Origin of the sequence: Psychrobacter sp. 72-O-c (genome assembly GCF_904846605.1) — a bacterium.
In the GTDB taxonomy this organism is placed as follows: domain Bacteria; phylum Pseudomonadota; class Gammaproteobacteria; order Pseudomonadales; family Moraxellaceae; genus Psychrobacter.
Genome location: NZ_CAJHBI010000005.1, coordinates 98,037 through 120,189 on the forward strand (window position 1 = coordinate 98,037; position 22,153 = coordinate 120,189).

The window sequence follows — 22,153 nt, forward strand, 5'->3', positions numbered from 1 at the left end:
ATCAAAATCAACCTAAAAACTGTACATACCAAGGCATGGCTTTCTCAATCCCTTGGATAATATCAAACTGAGGATCATAACCCAATCTTGTTTGAATCTTACTGATATCTGCTTGGCTATGCCGCACATCACCAGCACGAAAGTCTTGATAAACGGGATCTTGGTTATAGCTCACACCATTTTCACTTAAGCTGTCTTTTAATGCGGTAAATAAAGTATTTAGCGTCGTACGACCACCGACTGCCACGTTATAAACTTGATTCTTAGCGTCACTATTTGCAGTCGCTGCCAAAATATTGGCCTGCACCGCGTTTTCAATAAAATTGAAATCACGACTGGTGTCACCATCGCCATTAACAAAGACTTTATCACCCTGAATCATAGCAGCCGTCCACTTAGGAATCACCGCTGCATAAGCACCATCAGGGGTTTGGCGTTTGCCAAAAATATTAAAATATCGCAAACCAATCGTATTGAAGTCATAAGTGCGAGCAAATACATCGGCATATAACTCATTGACATACTTGGTGACTGCATATGGCGATAATGGGTTGCCAATGGCATCTTCGACTTTAGGTAACGCAGGATGGTCACCATAGGTTGAACTACTGGCAGCATAAGTGAAGCTTGATACGTGTGCATCACGCGCTGCAACCAGCATATTCAGATAACCATTAATGTTAGTGTCATTGGTAGCAATGGGATCGGCAATAGAACGCGGTACCGAGCCTAAGGCCGCTTGATGCAGGACATAGTCCACACCAGTACACGCCACTTGGCAATCTTTAAGATTACGAATATCGCCTTCTATAAAGGTAAAATTCTGCCATTGCTGCGCACTTACTAATGCTTGTACTTCATCTAAATTATGCTGAAAGCCGGTAGCAAAGTTATCTAAACCCACGACCTTTTGGTTAAGCAGTAATAAAGTCTCGAGTAAGTTTGACCCTATGAACCCGGCTACCCCAGTGACCAGCCAGGTTTTTGGCTCATTTGCCAGTGTTTGCTTAATTTGTTCATAGGCTGTCTGTGTCTGTATCATTATTACTTTCCCAATTGCTTATTATATGAACTCAATATTTATAGTCGGATATCAGTCTCATCTTTAGCAAAGACGTACTTTAGATCATAAAGGACATGATCGCCTTTGCCAAGGGCACGAATGTTGTCTATTCCCATTTGCACAAACTGGTGATGGGCGACGGCTAAGATGATGCCGTCATAAGCATTCGCTACTGGTTCACTCACAGGAGTGATGTTGTATTCGCGCTGGGCCTCAGCCGTATTCACCCAAGGGTCATAAACATCGACTTCAATATTATATTCTTGTAACTCATTCACGATATCGATTACTTTAGTATTGCGTACATCTGGACAGTTTTCTTTAAAGCTAAGCCCAAGTATCAATACTTTTGCGCCTTCGACTTGTATACGCTTTTTAATCATAGTTTTGACCAGTTGGGTGACTACGTACTCACCCATGCTGTCATTCAAGCGACGTCCAGCGAGAATAATCTCTGGGTTGTAGCCAATGGCCTGTGCTTTGTGGGTTAAATAATAAGGATCGACCCCGATACAATGACCACCGACTAGTCCTGGGCGAAATGGCAAGAAGTTCCATTTGGTACCTGCGGCTTCTAATACCGCTTCGGTATCTATATTCATCTTATTAAAAATAACCGCTAACTCATTGATCAAAGCAATATTGACATCTCTTTGGGTATTTTCTATAACTTTTGCCGCTTCTGCTACCTTGATACTCGGTGCTTTGTGTGTACCTGCGGTGATAATAAGGTTATATACCTCATCGACAAAATCTGCGACTTCAGGAGTAGATCCAGCGGTAACCTTTAAAATATTAGTAACGCGATGCTCTTTGTCACCGGGGTTGATACGCTCAGGGCTATAACCCGCATAAAAGTCTTGGTTGAAGACTAGCCCAGAGACTTGCTCTAATACCGGGATACAGACTTCTTCAGTGGCACCAGGATAAACCGTTGACTCATAGACCACAATATCGTCTTTTTTCAGCAAGCCACCAATAGCCTTTGAAGCACTAATTAATGGCGTCAAGTCGGGCTGCTTATAGTCATCGATAGGCGTCGGTACAGTCACAATAAAAAAGTTACAGTCTTTGAGCGTGGCAATATCTGAGCTATAGCTCAATTGTGTGGCTTCTGCTAGCTCCTCATTACTGACTTCTAGCGTATGATCTGTGCCTGACTTTAAATCATTGATTCGGTTAGTATTAATATCAAAACCAATCACTGACTGCTGCTTACCAAACTCAACAGCGAGTGGTAGACCCACATAGCCAAGACCAATTACTGCTATCTTAAGATTGCTTGTATTCATCATAATATCCTGTTAACTGTTCTTATTCATTGTATCTGCTGCAAGCGCAGTAACGATAATTTTTCTTGACGCGCAGTGTATATGAGTCCGTAAGCTGAAAGTATCATTGATAATGAGTGATAGCATCATATTTATACAAGTGCCTTATTGCTACAAACAGCTATTTTTTGTGACATCCTCTCTATGGAGGACCGCATTGTCACAATAAACATCATATTTATAAGCTGGTTAGTACTCAAACTATGAGGCAGCGCTAATGAGCGCTGCCAACTGCGTTGTAATAATCGACTGATATTACTGTTCGATAAGAGTGAACAAACTCTTAGCTCAAAGAAACAGCGCTCATTTGATAATATGCTCGTTACTTATTATTGCCATAAGCATAACTATAGTGATAGCTATATTTGTCCATAACGCCTTGTTGTACATCATTAAGGATAATGCCGTCTACTTGCACGTGTGCTTTAGTCAATTGGTTGATCGCGTAAACCAACTGTCCCTCTATCGATTTATTATATCGAGTCACCAACAATACTTTGTCTGCGTATTGTGACAGTATCACGGCATCTGAAGCCGCTAAGATAGGCGGAGAATCTATAATAATATAATCATAATGTGCATTCAACTTCGCCATCAACCCACCAAACTTATCACCCGCTAGCAATGACGTTGGATTGTGTGGCTGCTGACCTCTGGGCATAAAGTCAATATGATCCATAGTAGTAGGATGAATAAAGTTTTCTATCCTGTTATCTACTTGCTCACTACCCTTGCTCTGCGATAAATAATCTGCCAGCCCATTATTTTGCTCCATGTTAAACATCTTATGCAACTCGCCTAAGCGCATGTCTGCATCTATGATTAAGACTTTTTTATCAAGCTGTGCAAACACCTCTGTTAGATTAGCAGAGATAAATGATTTGCCTACACCTGGGCTTTCACCTGAAATAAGTATCACTTTGGCACGCTGACCCGCTTTACCTTCTGTTGGCATACCGAACATCAAGTGTGTTCTTAGGCTTTTTATAGCTTCGTAGCTTAAGCTATTATGGTCAGTATAAGCCAGCAGTCGATTTGGCACTTTTTTATTCTTTGACAGCCGTGATAGCGATGGTGAGCGCGGAATCGTGGCAATCACAGGTACGCCAGTTTTTGCTTCTAAACGATCAGGGTCTTTGACCGTATTTCTAAGCAAGCTTCTAAGGAATACTAGCAGTATGCCAAACATTAGCCCCGATAATGTCGCTAGCATTATTATCCGTTGCTTCTTAGGGGCGATAGTCCTATAAGTACTGATAGGCAGATCAATAATACGGGCGTAACCAATCTGACCTGCTTTGACAATTTTCAGTTGTTGATAGTTTTTGAGCATGGTGAGATAAATTTCTCTATTGATGCTCGTATCTTCTGATAATTTTAGAAACTCTCTTTGTATCTCAGGTAGACCTGCGACTCTATCTTCTATTTCTTGTTGCCTATCATTTAAGACTTCAATTTGATCGTTTATTTGAATGACTAGTGGATGCTCTTCTGTATAGTAAGTGATCAAATCTGCTTTTTTGAGTTTTAGCTCATTAACTTGAGAATCAATTTCAGCGCTTTGTCCCACTAAAATCCCTGCTTCTTGACCAATATCGATGGTGCCTGACTCTTCACGAAAATTATTAAAGACTGCTTCAGAAGCTTCAAGCTTTTGCTTTAATAAGGGTATTTGGGTTTCCATGAACTTAATGGTTTTAGTAGTTTCTTCAGAGCCGCGAGATTGGTTTTGATCAATATAGGATAGAATGATTTGCTTTAAAACTAAGCTTACTTGCTGTTGATTGGAACCAATCAGTGACAGCTGAATAATACCCGTATCTCCACCGATCTCCGTTACTGTCAAAGCGCCGTTTATAGCATCTGTAGTGTTCTGCAGTGACTGTTTAGAAATATTGATGGGGTGGTTGCTAGCTGGCAGGTCATTCACTGTGATTTGAATGATACCGTTTGAGCCTCTAAAGCGATGTGGTTGGTTCAGTTGTCCCTTAAACTCATCAAGACCGTTGCTAAGTGTAAAGCCGCCATTAGCATCAGAGCTAGATCTCACCAAAGTAAAAGTCTGATTCAAATAGTCTTGCGAGACCTCAAATTGACTGACTTGCACTTGACCGTCTTCAGTCTCTAACATTACTCCTTTAGGGGTACTTAGTTGAGTACTAGTATGGTTGCTTTTTATTCTATCTAAGTTGTTGATGGTAGGATCACTTAACCGAATACCTAAGTGTAACAAGTCAACCACTGGCTTTAGTACCATACGTGATTTTATTAACTGTGCTTCTGTCTGAGCTGGACCGGAATTTGACGACACCAGATCACTTGAACCTAGTGCTGATGAAACGCCTTGCGACTGCTCCTCAATCTGTATCAGAGCATCTGACTTAAAAGTAGGATTCTCATAGCGGCTGTATAGTACACCTATCAGCAAACCCAACAAAGCAAAAAAGAGTATGGTTTTCCAGCCACGTAAAAATACCGATAACAAAGCTAATAAATCAATATCATTATTATTTTCTGCCGCAGGCTTCGATAGGTTATTCGCATCTGTATTCATAACTATATCTTCATCACTTAATGTTAGTCGTTTAGCTAATTTTATCCGTCCACCGCTCAAGACTATCAACGATATCTTTTTCGGCAGTCTCAAATGCTGATTTATCATGCTGATAAGGATCGGCAATATCTTTGTCAATCCAATGGCCAATCCTAAAGGTTTTACCGCGGCAATGCGGCCAGCGATCTTCGATCCATTTGGTTTGGCTCTCTGACATAGTAAATATTAGGTCGGCTGTCTTAACCAATTCTTCGCTTATTTGCTTAGCGATATGGTCAGACATATCTATATTGCGGGCTGTCATTACCTCTTGCGCTTTTGAATCAGCAGCATGGCCGACGACTGCCGACAAACCAGCAGAATCAATATGCTTTTGTGGATAATGGTTTATTAAGAGTGCAGCCGCTATTGGACTACGACAAATATTGCCCACGCAGACCACTAAGATGTTATTAAAACTCATAATACGTATCTACCTAATGTGTACCTACCTAGAGACCGAAACTTCTAATGGCAGATGTAGAGGGTAATAACGAACTAAGAACGCGATTCCAGCGGGTCAAGCCAGTCGGATCAACATACACTATGTCATTGGGTCGCATCTCAAAACGATTGGCTAATGGAAAGCTGGTAATGGTTTGCATGTCCACATAATAGATACTGGTACGCGGGTAACTAGGGTGGTCACGAACGATGTATACTTTGGCAGCATTGGCGGTATTGGCGTTAAGACCGGCAGACTCCCCCAATACTTGAGCCAAATTCAGTCCTTGCTCAAGAATAGGCACAGGCGCGACTTGTCCAAACTCTCCTAAGACATATACTTTATTGATGTCTAGGGTATTGACATGGATTGAGTCGCCATCTTGTACATAAATTTGATTGGCCGATGAGCCTATTTGCCGCAGTGAGGATAGGTTTATGTTGTAACTGGTCCCTTTGCGATTCAATACGATGTTGTCTGAATCGCCAGTAGCGGTTACGCCACCTGCCATAGAAATGGCGCTATAAAGAGAGACTGGGGCGTCGGTGATATTAAATTCGCCCATTTTACTGACTTCACCATCAACAATAAATTTATTGCCGCGATAGTCGATAACTTTTACTTGGGGATCTGAATATTTAAGATAGCGTTGCAACTGTCCGCGTAGATTTGCGGTAAATTGCGGGACACTCATACCACTGGCTTTAATACGACCTATTAGGGGAATTTGAACAAAGCCTTGCTGATCGACTGTTAAACTGGAAGTGGAGGCATTGATGTTTGGATACTCGACAAGGACAACATTGAGAACATCCCCTTGAGCAATGCGGTAATCCACTCGAGTAGAAGTTCTTACTAGGCGTGCTAAGTCACCACTCGGTTGAATTACTTGCTTAGGCGGTAGCGTTGCCAAACTTAATGGCTGTACGTCAAACTGTATGCCATTCTCTGCAACAAACGAACCACTGGGAGGCAAGTCGCCAGCTTGTAATCCAGAGTTGATAGTGGTGGTGGCACAACCAGAAAGCAGACTGCTAAGTATTAAACCTGCTGCACTTAATAGCTTGGTTGACTGTCGCATAGGAGAAATCCTTATCAATCACAACGATATTACAAATATCGTAAAGGGTAAGCTCATTATAATATTAACTTAGCTTTACATTAGTAGCAAAAATAATTCGCATCATAACATAAGTCGTTAATAATTAATCAAGGGTTAGTATTTATTGCTATAAAATAGTTTAGTATTTTAGGAGTATGCTAATTGATGACCCCTCCTAATGCCTAATAGCTACTTTTTCTTCTTCCCAAAAACAAGCCTTTTTCTTAAAGAGAAGCGTTTTTCTTAAAAAAAAGAACAAGTTAGTTATAAATGCTGCCAAATAGCGTACAATAGCCGCTGTAAATTATTTCTTACTTTACTAAAATTCGTACATTGAGAAATGTAACCCTAACCGACTCAAGGATATAATCATGAAAGATGAAAAATTACAAAAAGCCCTCGCCCGTATGGGACTTGGCTCACGCCGTCAGATGGAAGAAGTCATTAAATCAGGTCGTGTAACGGTTAATAATGCGCCTGCAACTATTGGTGATCGCGTCGAGCAAGGCGACGAGATTCGCGTCGATGGCCGTCAGATTAAATATACCTCTGAGAATGAAAAGCGTCGCCGGGTATTGGCTTATTATAAGCCTGAAGGTGAGATTTGTTCGGCTAACGATCCAGAAGGTCGTCCAACCGTGTTTGAACGTTTGCCTAAATTGACCCACGACCGCTGGGTAATGGTCGGCCGCTTAGATATCAACTCTACAGGGCTACTATTATTTACCAATGATGGCGAGATGGCCCACCGCTTGATGCATCCCTCTAATGAAGTTACCCGTGAATACGCTGTACGTGTGTTGGGTGAAGTAACATCAGATATCGCTCGTGCGCTGACCAATGGAGTCATGCTAGAAGATGGTATGGCACAGTTTGAAGAGATCAAAGAAGGTGGTGGCGAAGGGGTCAATAAGTGGTATCACGTCAAGCTAAAAGAAGGTCGTAACCGTGAAGTACGCCGTTTGTTTGAGTCTCAAGGTCTCAAGGTTAGCCGTCTATTACGGACCAGCTATGGCGGCATCGCGCTACCAAAAGAGCTACGTACGGGTCGCTTTTTAGAGCTGGATAGAAAAGACATTAATACCTTAACGGACATGGTAGACTTACGTCCTCGCTACGGTACTGGTCTACACGGCGCGGCTAAAGACAAGCAAGAACGCATCAAAAACAAGCCGCTCAAAGCTCGACGTAGTGACAGCAACCACAATAAAAACGCAAAACCTAATACTGGTCCAAAATCTAGCGATAGCACCAAACCGGCTAATCGTGGTACGCGTAACACTAGTGATCGCAATAATCGTCGTTAGAATAAACACTTACTAATGCTACACAATAATAAAAGCTGCCAACGATAATTTATCATTGGCAGCTTTTTTATGGCGCGTTGTGTTTTGGCTGTTAGAATGAACTAAGTGTTTATAATCCTTTAATTACTATGGCTGTCTATATAATTTTTCATCACCCGCAAGTCTTGCAAATGCTGGGTCTCCATTTGCTCTAACAAGCTATCTAAGCGCCCTTCAATATTATTTAACGCCTGTTGTAAAAGTTGCTTAGCCTCAGATTGTTTGTCATTAGTGCTAGCGTTCACGCTTGCCCCTGCACTTGCTAAATGATAATGACTGGCTAGCATCTCTGCTAACCTGGTATGCAGCAGCTTATCCAATACAAATTGCTGTTCGGTGATTGCTGGCGTTATGCTCTGCGCTTGTAGGTGTTGCTGATAAGTTTGATAAGTAGCTACTTTATGATCAATACGTTGCAAATGGCGCAGTTGGCTGTCTGGTAGTACACTTAGATGCTTATTGTTTAAGGTTAAATTTTGCCATGTCATATCAGTGAGCGTTATTGGCGCTTGTGGATCTTGATAAGTGAGCACTCCTGGGGTAATGCCAACCGCTTTATGTAGCGCCTGCCAGCCTTTTTTACCCAGATAAAAGACGGTGATCGTGGTAAACACCCCAACGCCTAATAACATACTCATGTTCGTCTACCCTTGTTAGCCACTTTCACTATCTATAACTTATCATTTATAGTTTTATTTTATCGAGGGTGGTTTTATCAGGGGTAGGATTCTCTATGGCCTTGCCAATAACTTCCTCATTAACCTCATTAACATTGCCATTATCAACTCTATCATTAACATTGCCACTAGCAGACCGTTGATCCAGCGGGTTAGAGGACGAACTGTCAAAACGCTGTTGCAGATAACGATTGGCCACTAGTAGTTTTTGCCCATCCTGATGATAAGAAGCGTCAAGTAAGTCATCAAACTGGGCGTTAATCGTACCGAGCAGCTCTAATAGCGCCTCTTTACCCGTGACATCAGAGTGTTTTATCTTAGTGGTATCGGCACGCGCACCGTCTAAGTCATGTAAGCGCCGATAGTCAGCAACTGCTTGCGGAATATGTTTATCCATCAAATTTTGAATCATGATATAAGTTTCGTTGACGGTATCTTTATCATCGATTTTGCCATCGTTATTGGTATCACCATAAATCAACCGTAGCTTCTCACCTTTTTCATTAATCTGATCCAGTGCATTTTTGACCGTCTCTGGTAAGCTTTTTTCCGGAATATAGCCCAACTGCGGCATGGCCTTATATTCTAGCATCTTGGGCGCGGTAACCTTTTTGACACCGCGATAGCCCAGATATAACCCAGCTGCCGGCAGTACACCGTATAATACAAACATCACTAACATGGCAGTTATTTGGGTCATGATATTGTCCTTATTAAAACTCGAATGAAACCAAGCTTAGCTTTTGGTGCGACTTTTGACATAGCGATGGGTAGAGGCCAAGCGGTTGAGTACCGTTTGATGGAGCTCATCTAATAACTCATCTAGCTCATAATCAATCTCTAAGAACAAATCAGTCAGCATACCACCGGCCGTCATATTACCTTGTACGGTATTATTCTTAGTACGGTGCGGGCTAAAGCGTAACAGCTGCTCATAATGATGTAGCGCTTCTGGAATGCTCTCAGTCACCAGCTTATCGATTGCAAACTGCCGCTCATTATGCTGTTGCTGTTGTTGCTCATTAAGCTCTTGGCTCCAGTCACGATAGCGTTTGAGCTTGCCATTAATTCGGTCTAAGATAGCTACTGCCTCAATAGGCATAGCGTTTAGGGTGGCCTCATCAACCACATCGACAAGTTCAGTCATGATAGGACAGCGTCCATGTTTGAGATACCATAAGGTATCGGGATCAAAAGGAGGGCGATTGTTTCGTGGCATCTGCGCCCGATTGGCCAAATAGCGATCGGTAAGTGGGGTTGGTGAGCGAATATCATTCACTTGCTCTAAGGCATCGCAAATACGATCAGCACGTTGGGGCGCTCTGAGCGGTGACTCGGTGTTGTGGCTGTGGCTGTGGCTGTGGCTGTGGCTGTGATTGGACTCTTGCTCAGCATCGACCCCATTATTACTGTCTCCGTTCCTACTACTGTTTGTGATATCAGTAGCCGCTTGCTTAGCGTTTTTGGCCGCTGTAGTCGGTAGGTCATCTTGTGGTTGCCCAAATGACTGTAGCATTCTCGTCAAACTTATGACCATGACCTACTCTGCTCCTCACCTATTTATTACTATTGCACTCGATTACTAGATGGCTTATCTTAACAGTTTTTTACTGGTCTGCCAGTAAGCAAACGTCACCGTTGTATTACCAAAAAAGCAAATATTATGAACCCCACTGATTATTTTTCTGGCTTCCTGCTGGGTCTAACCCTAATTATAGCCATTGGTTCACAGAACGCCTTTGTGCTTAAACAAGGAATCAAACGCGAACACCTATTCTTCATCTGTCTGTTTTGTGCGGTCAGTGATGCGTTACTTATCTCTGCTGGGGTCGCAGGTTTTGGCACGGTGACCGCACGCTACCCGCAAGTGGTAAACATAGCCAAATTTGCTGGCGTGGTATTTTTAGTTGGCTATGGTTTGCAGAGTTTATATGCCAGTGTGCGTCTATCGCACGCCCTTACTGCTGAAGGACAAGTGGTCACTAGCTTAAAAAAAGCGCTGCTGTTATGTTTTGGCTTTACTTGGCTCAATCCGCATGTCTACTTAGATACTTTGGTGCTAGTTGGCATGGTTTCAACCGGAGCGAGTAGCAAACTGCTATTTGCTAGTGGGGCGGTCAGTGCGTCGTTTGTATTTTTCTTTGCACTGGGTTATGGCGCACGGTTATTAAAACCATTATTTGCACAACCAAAAGCGTGGAATATATTAGATGCATTAGTAGGATTATTAATGCTGTACTTGGCGTGGCATTTATATCAAAGCTAAAATAGTTTCTATTATCTAGAAGGGTTACAGATAATATCTACAGTCGGTGTATTTTAAAACAGACACAGTGCTACTGGGATGAATTCTTTGCAAGCTCGAAGCATGCGTTCGAACAGTAAGCTAGAAAAATTTATACCAGTTATACGAAACCATATGTGTATCTACTTTATTTGGTACTGACTATATAAGTGACTCTCTATTATTTTGCATCAACTATATTAGGGCGTGTGCAAATATGAATGCTACTTTAGATAAACGGTAGGCAAAATTATTACATCAAATCAGGAAACAACGTGCGCAGTCCGCTGACGATAATCTCGATGGAAACTGCTGCCAGTAACATACCCATAATCCGGCTCATAATATTAAGCCCAGTATCACCCAATACCCGACTGATACGACCTGCCGCCATCAAGGCCAAATAACAAAAAATACTGATTAATAAACCAGCGATAAGTACCGCTGATACTCGCAATATTCCTGATATCTGTGAGGAATAAATAATTACCGTCGATATACCACCTGGGCCAATCATCATTGGGATTGCAAGCGGAACCACTGCTGACGCCATAGTTGGCGGTGAATGTTGCACATGATCAACATCGAAGTTTTCTTGGTCAGGCTTGACGGGATTACCCTCGCCGTTCATCATGTTGAGAGAAATCAAAAACACCAGTATTCCGCCTGCCAATTGAAACGAACCGATAGAGATACCCAGTAGATTAAGTAGGGTCTCACCTGCTACGGTAAAAAAGCTGATAGTGATAAAAATGGTCAGACAGGCAATACGCGCAACTTTACGCCGATTATTCATCGAGTAGCCGCGGGTCAAATCCAAGAATAGCGTTAGCGCGCTAAACGGATTGATCAGTACCATAAAGGCTAAGATAATTTTAATAATTTCAGTATTCACTGAACACTCACTTTTCCATCGGCAAAAGATAAGGCCATCGTGCGAGTGCAACGATGACCCAGTAGGCGGTTAGCAGCGGCATTGTATCATAGGCAGATAACCCAGTTAAATCATTAACTTCAGATGATTTCCCATTGCAACGAAATCAATAAAATCTTAACGTAAATATAGTCAGTACCAAATAAAATGCATACACATATGATTTCGTATAGTGGGTAAAATTTTTCTGGCTTGCGGTGCAACTGCTTCATTTCAGAGGCTGCGAAAATTCATCCCAGTAGCACGGTATCGTTTTTAAATGAAATTAACTATATTGATTAAGCTATAACTTAAAAACGATGATTAAATGACTATTAAACCGGCAAACAACAGTGCTTTTAAAGCTACTAAAGCTATGCACTAAAATCAAGGCCGATATCAAGCGCGGTTGTGCTATGAGTCAGATAACCCATGGCGATAAAATCAACGCCCGTTTTTGCCACAGCTTGCACTGTTCCAGGGGTAATACCGCCTGATGCTTCGGTTTTTGCTCGTCCTTGACACATAGCTACCGCCTGCTGCAAAATTTCGGGCGACATATTGTCCAATAAAACTAAGCTCACGCCCGCTTCTAATGCCAGCTCTAGTTGGGCCAAGTTATCAACTTCAACCTCAATCGGAATCAAATGCCCAGCAAAATCTTGTGCTTGTTGAATAGCAGTAGTAATGTCACCTGCTATCGCAATATGATTGTCCTTGATTAAAATCGCATCATCCAATCCTAAACGATGATTGCGTCCACCACCGCAGCGTACGGCATACTTTTGCACAATTCGCAGTCCTGGGATAGTCTTCCGAGTACAAGTAATCTGCGCTGGATAATCTGCTACGCTATCGACAATCTGCCGGGTCGCCGTAGCGATACCGCTCAGATGAGTCATAAAATTCAGCGCAGTTCGTTCTGCTGTTAGTAGATGACGGGCATTACCGCGAACGGTAGCCAATACCGTATCAGCCGCAACCCTCTCACCATCGGCAACCTTTGCTACAAACTCAATATGGGTATCAATTAGTGCAAAAGATAAGCGCGCCAAGTCCATACCGCAAATCACACCGGCTTGGCGAGCCTTAATCTGTAATTGCGCTTGCATATCTGCCGGAATGGTCGCCTGCGAAGTCACATCACCGCGCCGGCCCAAATCTTCTGTCAATGCCGCCTCTACCAATGGCTTAAGTAACACTTCATCTAGCGCTGGCTCTGGTTTGGTTATCATCTTTGCCCCTTATTTTGCTTTTTATTAATATCAATATAGTTAACCTAATTTAGAGACGGCACATTGCTACAAATGATTCTCTTTTATTTTTAATCGACTATACCACTTATCAAAAATCACTTATCAAAATCTAACTATTTAAGCTCAAAATGAGCATAAATATAGCGTAAAGCGAACGTACTCGCAAGATAAGACGGGGTTTTTATAATTAATACTACTTTCAAGAATTTAAGATAACAAGAAAGACAACTGCAAGCCCTATAGTCAGTATCAAATAAAATGGATACATATATGATTTCGTATAACTGGTAAAAATTTTTCTAGCTTGCTGTGCGACTGCGTCACTCCAGAGGCTTCGAAAATTTCTTCCAGCCATACTAATTCGTTTTAAAGTAGTTCAACTATACGATGACAAGCACTACATTATTAGACTTAGGGAGTCTGATAAAGTTAGCTTGTTTTTTGGGCTTACTTTTTAGGACTGCTATATAAAGCTATTTACGTTTGGGTAGTTTGCTATCCATCAATAAGCTTTGTAATTCAATATCATGACGGAAGCGGTATAGCTTCGCTGGGCGACCACGCTGGGCATTACTACTCTCTCCGGTCGACATGACTAAATCTTGCGAATCCAGTAGACGGCGAAAGTTTTGCTTGTGCAAACGCATCCCTGATAAAGCTTCAATACTTTGTTGTAGCTGCGATAAGGTGAAGACATCAGGCATCAAGCCAAATATAAGCGGACGATACTCAATCTTTGCTCGTAGCCTTGAGATGGCAGTGGCAATCACGCGGCGATGGTCGTAGTACATCGGCACGCCTATCATTTGTGACCAATCCGCCGGTAATTTATTAGGCTGATCATTGGATAAGTAAGTAGGCGGATAAGTGGGCGCTTCCGGAATCAGACCGGCTTCGTATAGCATCTCATAACGCAGCAACACATGTTCTGCAACCCATTCATATTCATAGTTACTGCCTGCGGACTCACTACTTGCGTACTCGTTGCTGTCATATTCATGATTGTCGCTTAATTCGTAATGACCTTTTTTATCTTTATCTTTATCTACATCGTCTTGCAAAAACTCCGTACCCACTCCCCAACATAAGCGGATGCGCTGACGGCGACGATGCTGGGCAGTCTTATCAATAGCAGTATCTGCCCAAGTCAATAATGCAGGCACAATGAAGCGCGTAATGATAGCAGGCGCGCCAGCCAAATGATTTTCCCATGGAAAATAATCATACCAATCGCGCCATAACGCTTGGCTTTGTAAATTGGCCGTTTGGGTCTCTTGTACTAAGCCCAAATAACTGACGTAGACCAGCGCATGGCCATCGATATTGCGGCGATTGGTATCGACAAAGGTATATAACTGCTCTAAATAGCCCAGCGGCTGCTGCGTCTGCTCTTCAACCCACTGACGCACGCCCGCTTGTAATGAGCGATGTAAGGGCATTAAAGGGCCATTGGGTAGCAGCTTACCTTGGTCTACCGTTAGGACACGCGCTGTATGGTCAGTAATAGCGACAAGCACGGCGACCACTTCGGTGGTGCCATTACCCTGCTGGTGCGCATGCGAATAAGACAACGTCATAGTGTTTATTGATTACCCTTTATTTTTAATAGTGTAGTGATGCTTTAATAAAGCAAGATACTGATAGCAAAACTCAGTATAACGTGAATAGGGTCCTAAATTCTGTCTTATCATCGTAGACAGATATAGTCAGTTCACAATAAAAGAGAGTCGTGTATAGCAACGTGCTACTGGTATAAATTTTTCTGGCGTGCTGTTCGCAAGCGGGACAGAGGCTGCAAAAAATTCATTCCAGTAGCCCAGTAACATTGTATCGTTTTCAAATTGAATCGACTATATCATTACCCTCCTAAATCTTTACCACACTAAATGATAGCTTTAAAAAGTAAATTCTACAAAAATAACTTGCACTTATGCTCAAAATGAGCATAATTAGAACATCGTAATTTAACCGCTAGGGTAATTTGCTTGGTTTTAATCATGTTTAGCCGTTTATTTATTATTGTTATCGCACCAGAGGCACGCACTTATGAAAACTTATCCTTATGACGCTCCCCTATTAAGTACTGATAACCGCAGTGCTATTAAGCTTAATATCGAATATGCCAAGGCCAAGATGCCAGCTGATTTGCCGCGCGCTGAGCGTTTGGTAGTTGAAGATAATATTAAGCAGCTGTTAAAAGACAATAATGCGGTATTGGTCGCGCACTATTATGTTGACCCTTTTATTCAAGATTTAGCATTGGCAACCGGTGGCTGTGTGGGTGACTCGTTAGAAATGGCTCGCTTTGGACAAGCTCATAGCGCCCAGACCTTAGTAGTCGCTGGGGTTCGCTTTATGGGTGAATCGGCTAAAATCTTGAGTATGGAAAAAACGGTCCTAATGCCAGATTTAGAAGCGGAATGTTCGCTTGACTTAGGCTGCCCTGCCGATGAATTTTCGGCCTTTTGTGATGCCCATCCTGAACGCACCGTAGTGGTCTATGCCAATACTAGCGCAGCAGTTAAGGCGCGCGCTGATTGGGTGGTGACCTCATCGGTGGGCATTGATATCATTCGTCATTTGCATGAGCAAGGTGAAGCGATTATTTGGGGTCCTGATAGACATCTGGGTAAGTATATTGCGCAGGAAACAGGCGCTGATATGCTGTTATGGCAAGGTTCTTGTATGGTGCATAATGAGTTTAAAGCGACTGAGCTTGAGCAGTTAAAAGCAGAACATCCAGCAGCAAAAGTGTTGGTACATCCTGAATCGCCTGATAGCGTCGTGCAATTGGCCGATGTGGTCGGCTCGACCAGTAAGCTGCTTAAATCAACCTATGAGATGGATGCTGATACCTTTATTGTCGCCACTGACTTAGGTATCTTGCACGAAATGCAAAAGCGCTCACCGCATAAACGCTTCTTAGCGGCACCTACTGCGGGTGAAAGTGCCAGCTGTAAAAGCTGTGCTTTTTGTCCATGGATGGCAATGAATGGCTTACAAGGTATCGAGCAATGCTTAACCAATAATACGGGTGAAGTGAGCATGACGCCTGAGCTGGCAGCAGCAGCAAGAAAGCCACTACAGCGGATGCTTGATTTTGCTGCCGCAGAAAAACAACGTGTGACTGCAAGTGGCGATATGATCAAAGACCGTCCGCTGTTTGCTAATGTTGGGGCCGCTTGATATGAGCGCAATAGTAAGCACTGAGAGTAAAGGCGTTAACGAGACTGGTTTTGAAAAGCTTAACGTAAAAAAACCTAATGTTAATAAAACAATGACTACTGAACCTCAGTCTTCTATCAAAACAGATGTCCTTATCATCGGTGCCGGACTCGCAGGACTAAGTACAGCGCTGGCCTTGCCAAAGTCGCTAAGTGTTACTATTTTAAGTAAAGCAGCGCTAGAAGCATGCTCTAGTCATTATGCCCAAGGCGGTATCGCCGCAAGTTTAGATAAAGATGACTCCATTGCTGACCATGTGGCGGACACACTCATCGCTGGGGCAGGACTGTGTGCTACCGATAACACCACTACTATCCTGAGTGCGGGACAACAGGCAGTGCAATGGCTATGTGCGCAAGGCGTGCCATTTACCCAAGTTTCTCATATTAACGATACTCAGCAAAATAACATTCAAAACAACGTTCAAAACAATATTCTGAATGGAAAAGCAGTTAAGGCGACTACTGACGCTCTAGCTGAATTACAAACAGCCAATTTGCATTTGACCAAAGAAGGTGGCCATGGTTGCAGGCGAGTCGCTCACGCTGACGATGCCACCGGTCGACATATTATGCAGACGCTATCGGCACAAGCGCAAGCTGCTACTAACATCACTATTTTGCCTTATCATGAAGCGCTAACGTTATTAACAGAAGCGTCAAATGAGTCATCAAACGGCACTAGTTTGACTATGCAAACAGTAGCCTCAAACCCACACCAACACTGCCAAGGTGCAACCGTCTTTGACCATAATACTCAGCGCCAATTGACTGTTTATAGTCGCGCGGTAGTGCTGGCAAGTGGCGGCTTAGGCCAACTGTTTCAACGTGCCACCGCTCCCAACGTCTGTGTGGGCGATGGGTTGATGATGGCATGGCAAGCGGGCTGTCGATTGGCAAATTTAGAGTTCATTCAGTTTCATCCGACGGGTTTGGCATTAGGGAACAGTAATTTTCTGGTTTCAGAAGCTTTGCGCGGTGAAGGTGGCCATTTATATTGTCCGCAAACAGGCAAACGCTTTATGTTGGACCTTGATCCGCGCGCTGAGCTGGCACCACGAGATATAGTAGCCCGCGCAATTGCTGAGCAAATTAATAATAACGGCCTTGGGTTTGTCCATCTCGATGTCAGTCACTTGCCAGCGGACTTTTTGCAGCAGCATTTCCCACAGATTTATCAAACGTTATTAGATCTAGGCATCGATATCACTACCGACCCCATTCCGGTAGCCCCTACTGCCCATTATAGTTGTGGCGGTGTGGTCACTTGCGCCAATGGCTTGACCGACGTACAAGGGTTATATGCTGCTGGCGAAGTCGCTTATACTGGTTTGCATGGTGCTAACCGTTTGGCGAGTAACTCATTACTAGAATGTGTGGTGGTTGGACGCAATATTGCCGCTCATCTACCACGCTATCTAGAAACAGTGTCTGAGTTATCTAAAAAAACCAAAACCAGTACCAAGTCAGCATCTTCAACTTCTAATATTTGGACGCCACCAAAACTTTCAAACACTCAGTCTATCGCCCTGCCCTCATTTAGCTTGATATCTGAATATAAAGATGAGTTTGATATTAAAGGCAATGTGCGTGTTGATAAAAATGAAAACATTAACGACATTACCGCGAAGTTAAAATCCTTAATGAGCAGCCATATGGGTATCATGCGGAGCGCTGAACAATTAGAGCAAGCGCTGGGACAGATACAACAGTGGCAACATGAGTGTCAAGGTTTTAGCTTAGAGGGTTCTACTACATTCAAGAGCCTTTCCCATTTTCAGCTAACACGGCAATTACAACTAGCGACCCTTATTATCCAATCTGCTTATCAGCGCTGTGAAAGTCGTGGCGGGCATTCTAGAAAAGATTATCCGCTTTTAGCAAGCCAGCCTTTAATCAGTATTATTGAGCCTTTCTTAGCAAGCAAAACAGATAGCATAGATAACGCAATGGATAGCTTTTATCAGCCTATAGTAAATAATATAAGTTCTGAGCCGTTACTGGCAGTTGCCGCTGTCTAATAATTTTTAAGCTAAATGTCATAGCGGTTACTATTCTTGCGTGCCATTTATTTTTGAAGGCCTAGTTTATAAAACCATACTTCAGTAATGAATTTTGCAGGCTCAAGTCAGCATCAATCGCCTAATATGCTACAATCACCGGTTTGTCAAAAATCTTACGAGCCTGCTGTCATGGAAAGCCTAATTACCCTTGTTTTAGTCTTAATGCCCCTATTTATTGGCTTTGTTATTCCTACCAACCCGAAGTTGACGAGGTTTGCTGACAAGAGCTTATCTTATTTAGTATTTATTATCTTAACGCTTATCGGTATTGAGCTGTCAAAAGTCGAAGAGCTGGGCAGCCAGTTGGGCGAAATTGCATTGTATGTAACCGTGCTATCGATACTCACCGTCGGCACCGGACTATTTGCGCTCATGTTGTTTGATCGAATGCGCCCATGGCATGCCAAAAAGCCAACCGCAAAAAGTCAGCAACATCGGGTCAGTATCCGTGGCAGCTTAGTACAGGTCATTTGCGTAGCGATTGGTTTTGTCATAGGTTACTTCTTGCCAGCTGGCTTTATGCCCCCTGAAAATTCTATGACAGTCATGCTCATGCTGCTGATATTGCTAGTTGGTATCGGTCTCAAAGGGTCAGGTATTACTTTAAAAGAGGTACTACTCAATAAACGCGGTGTTGAGATGAGTATCATCTTTACGCTTGCAGTATTGGTTGGCGGTCTAGGTTTTGCGCTATTGTTTTCAGAGGTGTCTTGGACTAAAGGGCTGGCACTGGCGTCAGGGTTTGGCTGGTATTCACTGTCAGCAATTGTGATGACTGATGCTTATGGAGCGATTTGGGGCAGTGTGGCATTATTTAATGACTTAATACGTGAGTTCTTTGCGCTGATATTTATACCGGTATTTATGCGCAAATATCCATCGGCATCGGTAGGACTTGGCGGAGCGACCAGCTTGGACTTTACCCTACCTATCATCCAGCAATCAGGTGGTTTAGAAGTCGTACCGCTGGCGATTAGCTTTGGTTTTATTATTAATATTGTCTCGCCAGTGTTGATGGTGGTTTTTTCGGCATGGGGATGAATAAAAATTTTGATGGTATTTAAACCCCTATTCAAATATTTCGCAGCGCTTTGAGTATCTTTCGTAATTTTTTCGATCACTTGCGTATTCCAGATTTGCTAAATCATCTACTTGCGTACTTGCTTTAACAGATACCCTTCTGTCTCTAGACTCTATATTTTCAAAATCAATTTTCCTAAAGTCTGTATCTATAAACGGATATCTATCTGAGCAATCGTAAGTAGAGATGCGATCAGAGGCAATGTAATGTTTTTCTACCAACCTGTTTTTAATAGTGAGCGCACGGCGGCGTGATAAGTTATCCTTATTTTTCAATAATTCAAGCTCATTCGATGACATATGCCCAAAGATAAAAACTTTAGCGTCTAAATGCTCGTTAAGATTTTCTTCAATTATTGCAAATTCTTTATCATATTTGTCAAATAGTTGACTGCTCATCGGTTCAAAAAATCCTCGCAATTCCATTTCTAACGATCCTGTATAAACCACTATTGGACAACCTGTATTATCTACTACAACGTTAGCTGGAGTTTGTGGGCATTCATCAATATCATCTAAGATGCCATCACCATCTGAATCAGGAATATCTGCTTGCATCGTCCTAATGTTTTCATATTGAGGGGCATCTTTGGTCGGCGCAGTTGTAATAGTCTGGCAGCTTGCCAAACCAATAGATGCTGCTAACAAAACAGCACTGTTGAGTTTCAGGTTCGTAGTCATTATTTATCTTACCTAACGTAGTGAAAAAGCCAATTATCATTGATAGTTAATGAAGAAGGAGAACTTACACCATTTGCATTTACTAATTTATGATTGCTGTATTTAAAACTCGATACACCTATCTAAGTTTGAGTGGCTTTAATAATAAAGTGATTTTTTATTCTTGAGGTTCAGACGCAATCGCATAAACGCGCCGGTTCAATATATTGCCCTCTTCACTATCAGACGGCGCAATCGGTCTTCTTGCGCCATACTCAGTCGCCGTGATGCGCTCAGAGGCAATGTTATATTTAGATATTAAATAATTCTTAACCTTATTCGATCTGTCTTGCGCTAAAGCATTCGCTTTGTCTATAGAAGCGCTATCGACTTCAGTTCTTGAGTTATGACCTTCAATCAATATGGTGGCGTTTTTATACTCTTGCAATCTCATTCCTACTTTATCCAGCTCAAGCTGGTACTCTGGCGATAGCTCACTGCTACCTTTAGCAAAAAAGGCGCGATACTCCATTTTTAGACCTACACCAGGAGCCGTAAAAGGACAGCCTCTTTCATCTACTATCACGTTATACGGAGTGGCTGGACACTGGTCTATATCATCAGGTACGCCATCACCATCTCTATCCAAATTAACCGAAACAGTTGGTATATTGATAGTTTGACCTGTTTGATCAGACAAATCGGGCGTTTGACAGCCTGTCAGTACAAAAGCACTTATCATAACCGTCGCTATTGTCCATAATTTAACGTTCATATTCTACTCTTCCATAAGTTTAAACACCTAAACCCCACTCGCCTGCTTAGCAAACAAACGCATCAACGGTTTTATTTTACTGACCCGAGACATACCCTCATTACGCAACTGTTGGATAGGTCGCAGTTGCGCAAACTCGCCAGCAAACAACCAGTTAAGCGCAGAAAAGCTATGCATCATTAGACTATTATGCGGACGACGCAGGCGTTCATAAGTGCGCAGTGTTTGAGTGGCTCCCCATAGTGTGCCGCCACTACGAGCAAAGTCATGCTCTAGTTGATGGCTTAATGCCTGTACATCGAGCATGCCAAGATTCAATCCTTGGCCAGCTAGCGGATGCACGCCATGCGCAGCATCACCGATTAATACTAGATTGTCAGCGACATAACTGCGTGCTTGCTGCGCCGTTAATGGAAAGCTTGCAATCGATTCAATCTGACTGATAGCGCCAAGCTCATAAGTACTAGCAGCCGCTAATTTATCGGCAATAACACGCGGCTCTTGGGTCTCAAGCTCAAGTGCCTGATTGCGTGGTAATGTCCAGACCACTGACTGCCAATGCTGCGGATTGGCTTTATCTTCTGCGGTAATATCTGCTAATGGTAATAACGCGAGCGTACCTGTAGGCAGCATCGCTTGGCGAGCGGTCGCTTGATGAGGCTTAGCCGTTTGAATCGCGCAGCAGATCGCTGTTTGATTATAATCTAAAGTATCCAGCTCAATCCCTGCTTGCCGACGGACAAACGAGCCACGACCGTCAGAACCGATTAACAGACCCGCATCAATCGCCGTGCCATCGTCTAATGTGACCCGGTAGCCTTGTTGCGCACCCCGCCAGTCCATTTGTATGACCTTTTGTCCTGCAATAACAGTTAGATAGTCTTTAACATCATCTTCTTGCAAGCGCTGCCATAAGGCATATTCAACGACCGTCGGCTCTACCATACTACCGAGTAACTTAGGAGCTGAATTTTTTTTATCACAGCTGTCTTCATCACCAAACTTTAACTCGCCAATACCATTGAGCTGCCATACCTGCATTTGCGAGTAGTCCGCTTTACGACCTGAGGTGGCAATTTTCTGCCATGTACCGATATCTTTTAGCAACTCGATACTGGCAAGGCTGAGCGCATAGACCCGCGCATCTCGGTGGCTGAGTTTTTCTTGCCAATCAGCATCATTGCGTTTAGGTCGTGCATCAATCAAAGTAACCCGTCGTTTGGCTTGGGCTAATTTTAGCGCCAGACTGGCACCGACGATACCGCCGCCAATAATAAGCGTATGGTTGTTTTTCATAAAGTATCCTTCAGTATAAGACTAACAATATAAAACTATCGATAT

Annotated in this window: 19 protein-coding genes; 5 read left to right on the forward strand and 14 right to left on the reverse strand. The window is 42.9% G+C overall.

Annotation, left to right across the window (positions count from 1 at the left end; all coding sequences use genetic code 11):
• Window positions 1-7: 7 nt before the first annotated feature.
• The 5 genes from JMX97_RS02835 to JMX97_RS02855 form a co-directional block, all read right to left on the reverse strand.
• On the reverse strand, window positions 8-1,042 hold the full coding sequence (locus JMX97_RS02835; RefSeq protein ID WP_201555158.1) for an NAD-dependent epimerase/dehydratase family protein: 1,035 nt from the start codon (window positions 1,040-1,042) through the stop codon (window positions 8-10).
• 38 nt (window positions 1,043-1,080) lie between these two features.
• On the reverse strand, window positions 1,081-2,358 hold the full coding sequence (gene tviB, locus JMX97_RS02840; RefSeq protein ID WP_413786384.1) for a Vi polysaccharide biosynthesis UDP-N-acetylglucosamine C-6 dehydrogenase TviB: 1,278 nt from the start codon (window positions 2,356-2,358) through the stop codon (window positions 1,081-1,083).
• Between the two features lie 358 nt (window positions 2,359-2,716).
• Window positions 2,717-4,948 (reverse strand): polysaccharide biosynthesis tyrosine autokinase, encoded by a 2,232-nt coding sequence (locus JMX97_RS02845; RefSeq protein WP_201555162.1) that lies wholly within the window; start codon window positions 4,946-4,948, stop codon window positions 2,717-2,719.
• 31 nt (window positions 4,949-4,979) lie between these two features.
• Window positions 4,980-5,411, reverse strand: a complete 432-nt coding sequence (locus tag JMX97_RS02850; protein ID WP_201555164.1) for a low molecular weight protein-tyrosine-phosphatase — start codon at window positions 5,409-5,411, stop codon at window positions 4,980-4,982.
• A gap of 28 nt (window positions 5,412-5,439) precedes the next feature.
• Complete coding sequence (locus JMX97_RS02855; protein ID WP_201555172.1) at window positions 5,440-6,513, reverse strand: polysaccharide biosynthesis/export family protein; 1,074 nt, start codon at window positions 6,511-6,513, stop codon at window positions 5,440-5,442.
• Between the two features lie 392 nt (window positions 6,514-6,905).
• On the opposite strand from JMX97_RS02855, the gene rluB reads away from it, so the two are divergent.
• Window positions 6,906-7,841, forward strand: a complete 936-nt coding sequence (rluB, locus tag JMX97_RS02860) for a 23S rRNA pseudouridine(2605) synthase RluB (protein WP_201555174.1) — start codon at window positions 6,906-6,908, stop codon at window positions 7,839-7,841.
• A gap of 119 nt (window positions 7,842-7,960) precedes the next feature.
• Here the strand turns inward: rluB and JMX97_RS02865 are convergent, their stop codons facing one another.
• From JMX97_RS02865 to JMX97_RS02875, 3 genes are read right to left on the reverse strand one after another with little or no spacing between them, the layout of a single operon-like run.
• A complete protein-coding gene (locus JMX97_RS02865; protein WP_201555176.1) occupies window positions 7,961-8,518 on the reverse strand; it encodes a hypothetical protein in 558 nt (185 codons plus the stop codon).
• A 46-nt stretch (window positions 8,519-8,564) separates the two neighbouring features.
• Window positions 8,565-9,257, reverse strand: a complete 693-nt coding sequence (locus JMX97_RS02870) for a hypothetical protein (protein ID WP_227671561.1) — start codon at window positions 9,255-9,257, stop codon at window positions 8,565-8,567.
• A 36-nt stretch (window positions 9,258-9,293) separates the two neighbouring features.
• Entirely contained in the window at window positions 9,294-10,094 is an 801-nt protein-coding gene (locus JMX97_RS02875; protein WP_227671562.1) for a hypothetical protein, read from the reverse strand.
• 126 nt (window positions 10,095-10,220) lie between these two features.
• Here JMX97_RS02875 and JMX97_RS02880 point away from each other — a divergent pair, with 126 nt between their 5' ends.
• Window positions 10,221-10,823: a LysE/ArgO family amino acid transporter gene (locus JMX97_RS02880; RefSeq protein WP_201555178.1), complete on the forward strand. Its 603-nt coding sequence runs from the start codon at window positions 10,221-10,223 to the stop codon at window positions 10,821-10,823.
• A 271-nt stretch (window positions 10,824-11,094) separates the two neighbouring features.
• Here JMX97_RS02880 and JMX97_RS02885 read toward each other — a convergent pair whose 3' ends face one another.
• From JMX97_RS02885 to JMX97_RS02895, 3 genes are all read right to left on the reverse strand, one after another.
• Window positions 11,095-11,736, reverse strand: coding sequence for a MarC family protein (locus JMX97_RS02885; RefSeq protein WP_201555180.1), 642 nt, complete (start codon window positions 11,734-11,736; stop codon window positions 11,095-11,097).
• A 392-nt stretch (window positions 11,737-12,128) separates the two neighbouring features.
• Window positions 12,129-12,989: a carboxylating nicotinate-nucleotide diphosphorylase gene (gene nadC / locus JMX97_RS02890; protein ID WP_201555182.1), complete on the reverse strand. Its 861-nt coding sequence runs from the start codon at window positions 12,987-12,989 to the stop codon at window positions 12,129-12,131.
• 494 nt (window positions 12,990-13,483) lie between these two features.
• Window positions 13,484-14,587: an NUDIX hydrolase gene (locus tag JMX97_RS02895; RefSeq protein WP_201555183.1), complete on the reverse strand. Its 1,104-nt coding sequence runs from the start codon at window positions 14,585-14,587 to the stop codon at window positions 13,484-13,486.
• Window positions 14,588-15,056: 469 nt separating this feature from the next.
• Here JMX97_RS02895 and nadA point away from each other — a divergent pair, with 469 nt between their 5' ends.
• The 3 genes from nadA to JMX97_RS02910 all read left to right on the forward strand — a co-directional run bounded on the left by nadA (window position 15,057) and on the right by JMX97_RS02910 (window position 19,338).
• Complete coding sequence (gene nadA, locus JMX97_RS02900) at window positions 15,057-16,196, forward strand: quinolinate synthase NadA (RefSeq protein ID WP_201555185.1); 1,140 nt, start codon at window positions 15,057-15,059, stop codon at window positions 16,194-16,196.
• Window positions 16,197-16,287: 91 nt separating this feature from the next.
• On the forward strand, window positions 16,288-18,255 hold the full coding sequence (gene nadB / locus JMX97_RS02905) for an L-aspartate oxidase (protein WP_201555248.1): 1,968 nt from the start codon (window positions 16,288-16,290) through the stop codon (window positions 18,253-18,255).
• 171 nt (window positions 18,256-18,426) lie between these two features.
• Complete coding sequence (locus JMX97_RS02910) at window positions 18,427-19,338, forward strand: lysine exporter LysO family protein (RefSeq protein ID WP_201555187.1); 912 nt, start codon at window positions 18,427-18,429, stop codon at window positions 19,336-19,338.
• Between the two features lie 27 nt (window positions 19,339-19,365).
• Here the strand turns inward: JMX97_RS02910 and JMX97_RS02915 are convergent, their stop codons facing one another.
• The 3 genes from JMX97_RS02915 to JMX97_RS02925 form a co-directional block, all read right to left on the reverse strand.
• Window positions 19,366-20,058, reverse strand: a complete 693-nt coding sequence (locus tag JMX97_RS02915; protein ID WP_201555189.1) for an OmpA family protein — start codon at window positions 20,056-20,058, stop codon at window positions 19,366-19,368.
• A 157-nt stretch (window positions 20,059-20,215) separates the two neighbouring features.
• Window positions 20,216-20,812, reverse strand: coding sequence for an OmpA family protein (locus JMX97_RS02920; protein WP_201555191.1), 597 nt, complete (start codon window positions 20,810-20,812; stop codon window positions 20,216-20,218).
• 27 nt (window positions 20,813-20,839) lie between these two features.
• Window positions 20,840-22,108: an FAD-dependent oxidoreductase gene (locus JMX97_RS02925; protein WP_201555199.1), complete on the reverse strand. Its 1,269-nt coding sequence runs from the start codon at window positions 22,106-22,108 to the stop codon at window positions 20,840-20,842.
• Window positions 22,109-22,153 lie beyond the last annotated feature (45 nt).

Coding starts and splice junctions, on each gene's coding strand:
- JMX97_RS02835 (WP_201555158.1), bottom strand. CDS start 1,042: ATGATACAGACACAGACAGCCTATGAACAAATTAAGCAAACACTGGCA.
- tviB (WP_413786384.1), bottom strand. CDS start 2,358: ATGATGAATACAAGCAATCTTAAGATAGCAGTAATTGGTCTTGGCTAT.
- JMX97_RS02845 (WP_201555162.1), bottom strand. CDS start 4,948: ATGAATACAGATGCGAATAACCTATCGAAGCCTGCGGCAGAAAATAAT.
- JMX97_RS02850 (WP_201555164.1), bottom strand. CDS start 5,411: ATGAGTTTTAATAACATCTTAGTGGTCTGCGTGGGCAATATTTGTCGT.
- JMX97_RS02855 (WP_201555172.1), bottom strand. CDS start 6,513: ATGCGACAGTCAACCAAGCTATTAAGTGCAGCAGGTTTAATACTTAGC.
- rluB (WP_201555174.1), top strand. CDS start 6,906: ATGAAAGATGAAAAATTACAAAAAGCCCTCGCCCGTATGGGACTTGGC.
- JMX97_RS02865 (WP_201555176.1), bottom strand. CDS start 8,518: ATGAGTATGTTATTAGGCGTTGGGGTGTTTACCACGATCACCGTCTTT.
- JMX97_RS02870 (WP_227671561.1), bottom strand. CDS start 9,257: ATGACCCAAATAACTGCCATGTTAGTGATGTTTGTATTATACGGTGTA.
- JMX97_RS02875 (WP_227671562.1), bottom strand. CDS start 10,094: ATGGTCATAAGTTTGACGAGAATGCTACAGTCATTTGGGCAACCACAA.
- JMX97_RS02880 (WP_201555178.1), top strand. CDS start 10,221: ATGAACCCCACTGATTATTTTTCTGGCTTCCTGCTGGGTCTAACCCTA.
- nadC (WP_201555182.1), bottom strand. CDS start 12,989: ATGATAACCAAACCAGAGCCAGCGCTAGATGAAGTGTTACTTAAGCCA.
- JMX97_RS02895 (WP_201555183.1), bottom strand. CDS start 14,587: ATGACGTTGTCTTATTCGCATGCGCACCAGCAGGGTAATGGCACCACC.
- nadA (WP_201555185.1), top strand. CDS start 15,057: ATGAAAACTTATCCTTATGACGCTCCCCTATTAAGTACTGATAACCGC.
- nadB (WP_201555248.1), top strand. CDS start 16,288: ATGACTACTGAACCTCAGTCTTCTATCAAAACAGATGTCCTTATCATC.
- JMX97_RS02910 (WP_201555187.1), top strand. CDS start 18,427: ATGGAAAGCCTAATTACCCTTGTTTTAGTCTTAATGCCCCTATTTATT.
- JMX97_RS02915 (WP_201555189.1), bottom strand. CDS start 20,058: ATGACTACGAACCTGAAACTCAACAGTGCTGTTTTGTTAGCAGCATCT.
- JMX97_RS02920 (WP_201555191.1), bottom strand. CDS start 20,812: ATGAACGTTAAATTATGGACAATAGCGACGGTTATGATAAGTGCTTTT.
- JMX97_RS02925 (WP_201555199.1), bottom strand. CDS start 22,108: ATGAAAAACAACCATACGCTTATTATTGGCGGCGGTATCGTCGGTGCC.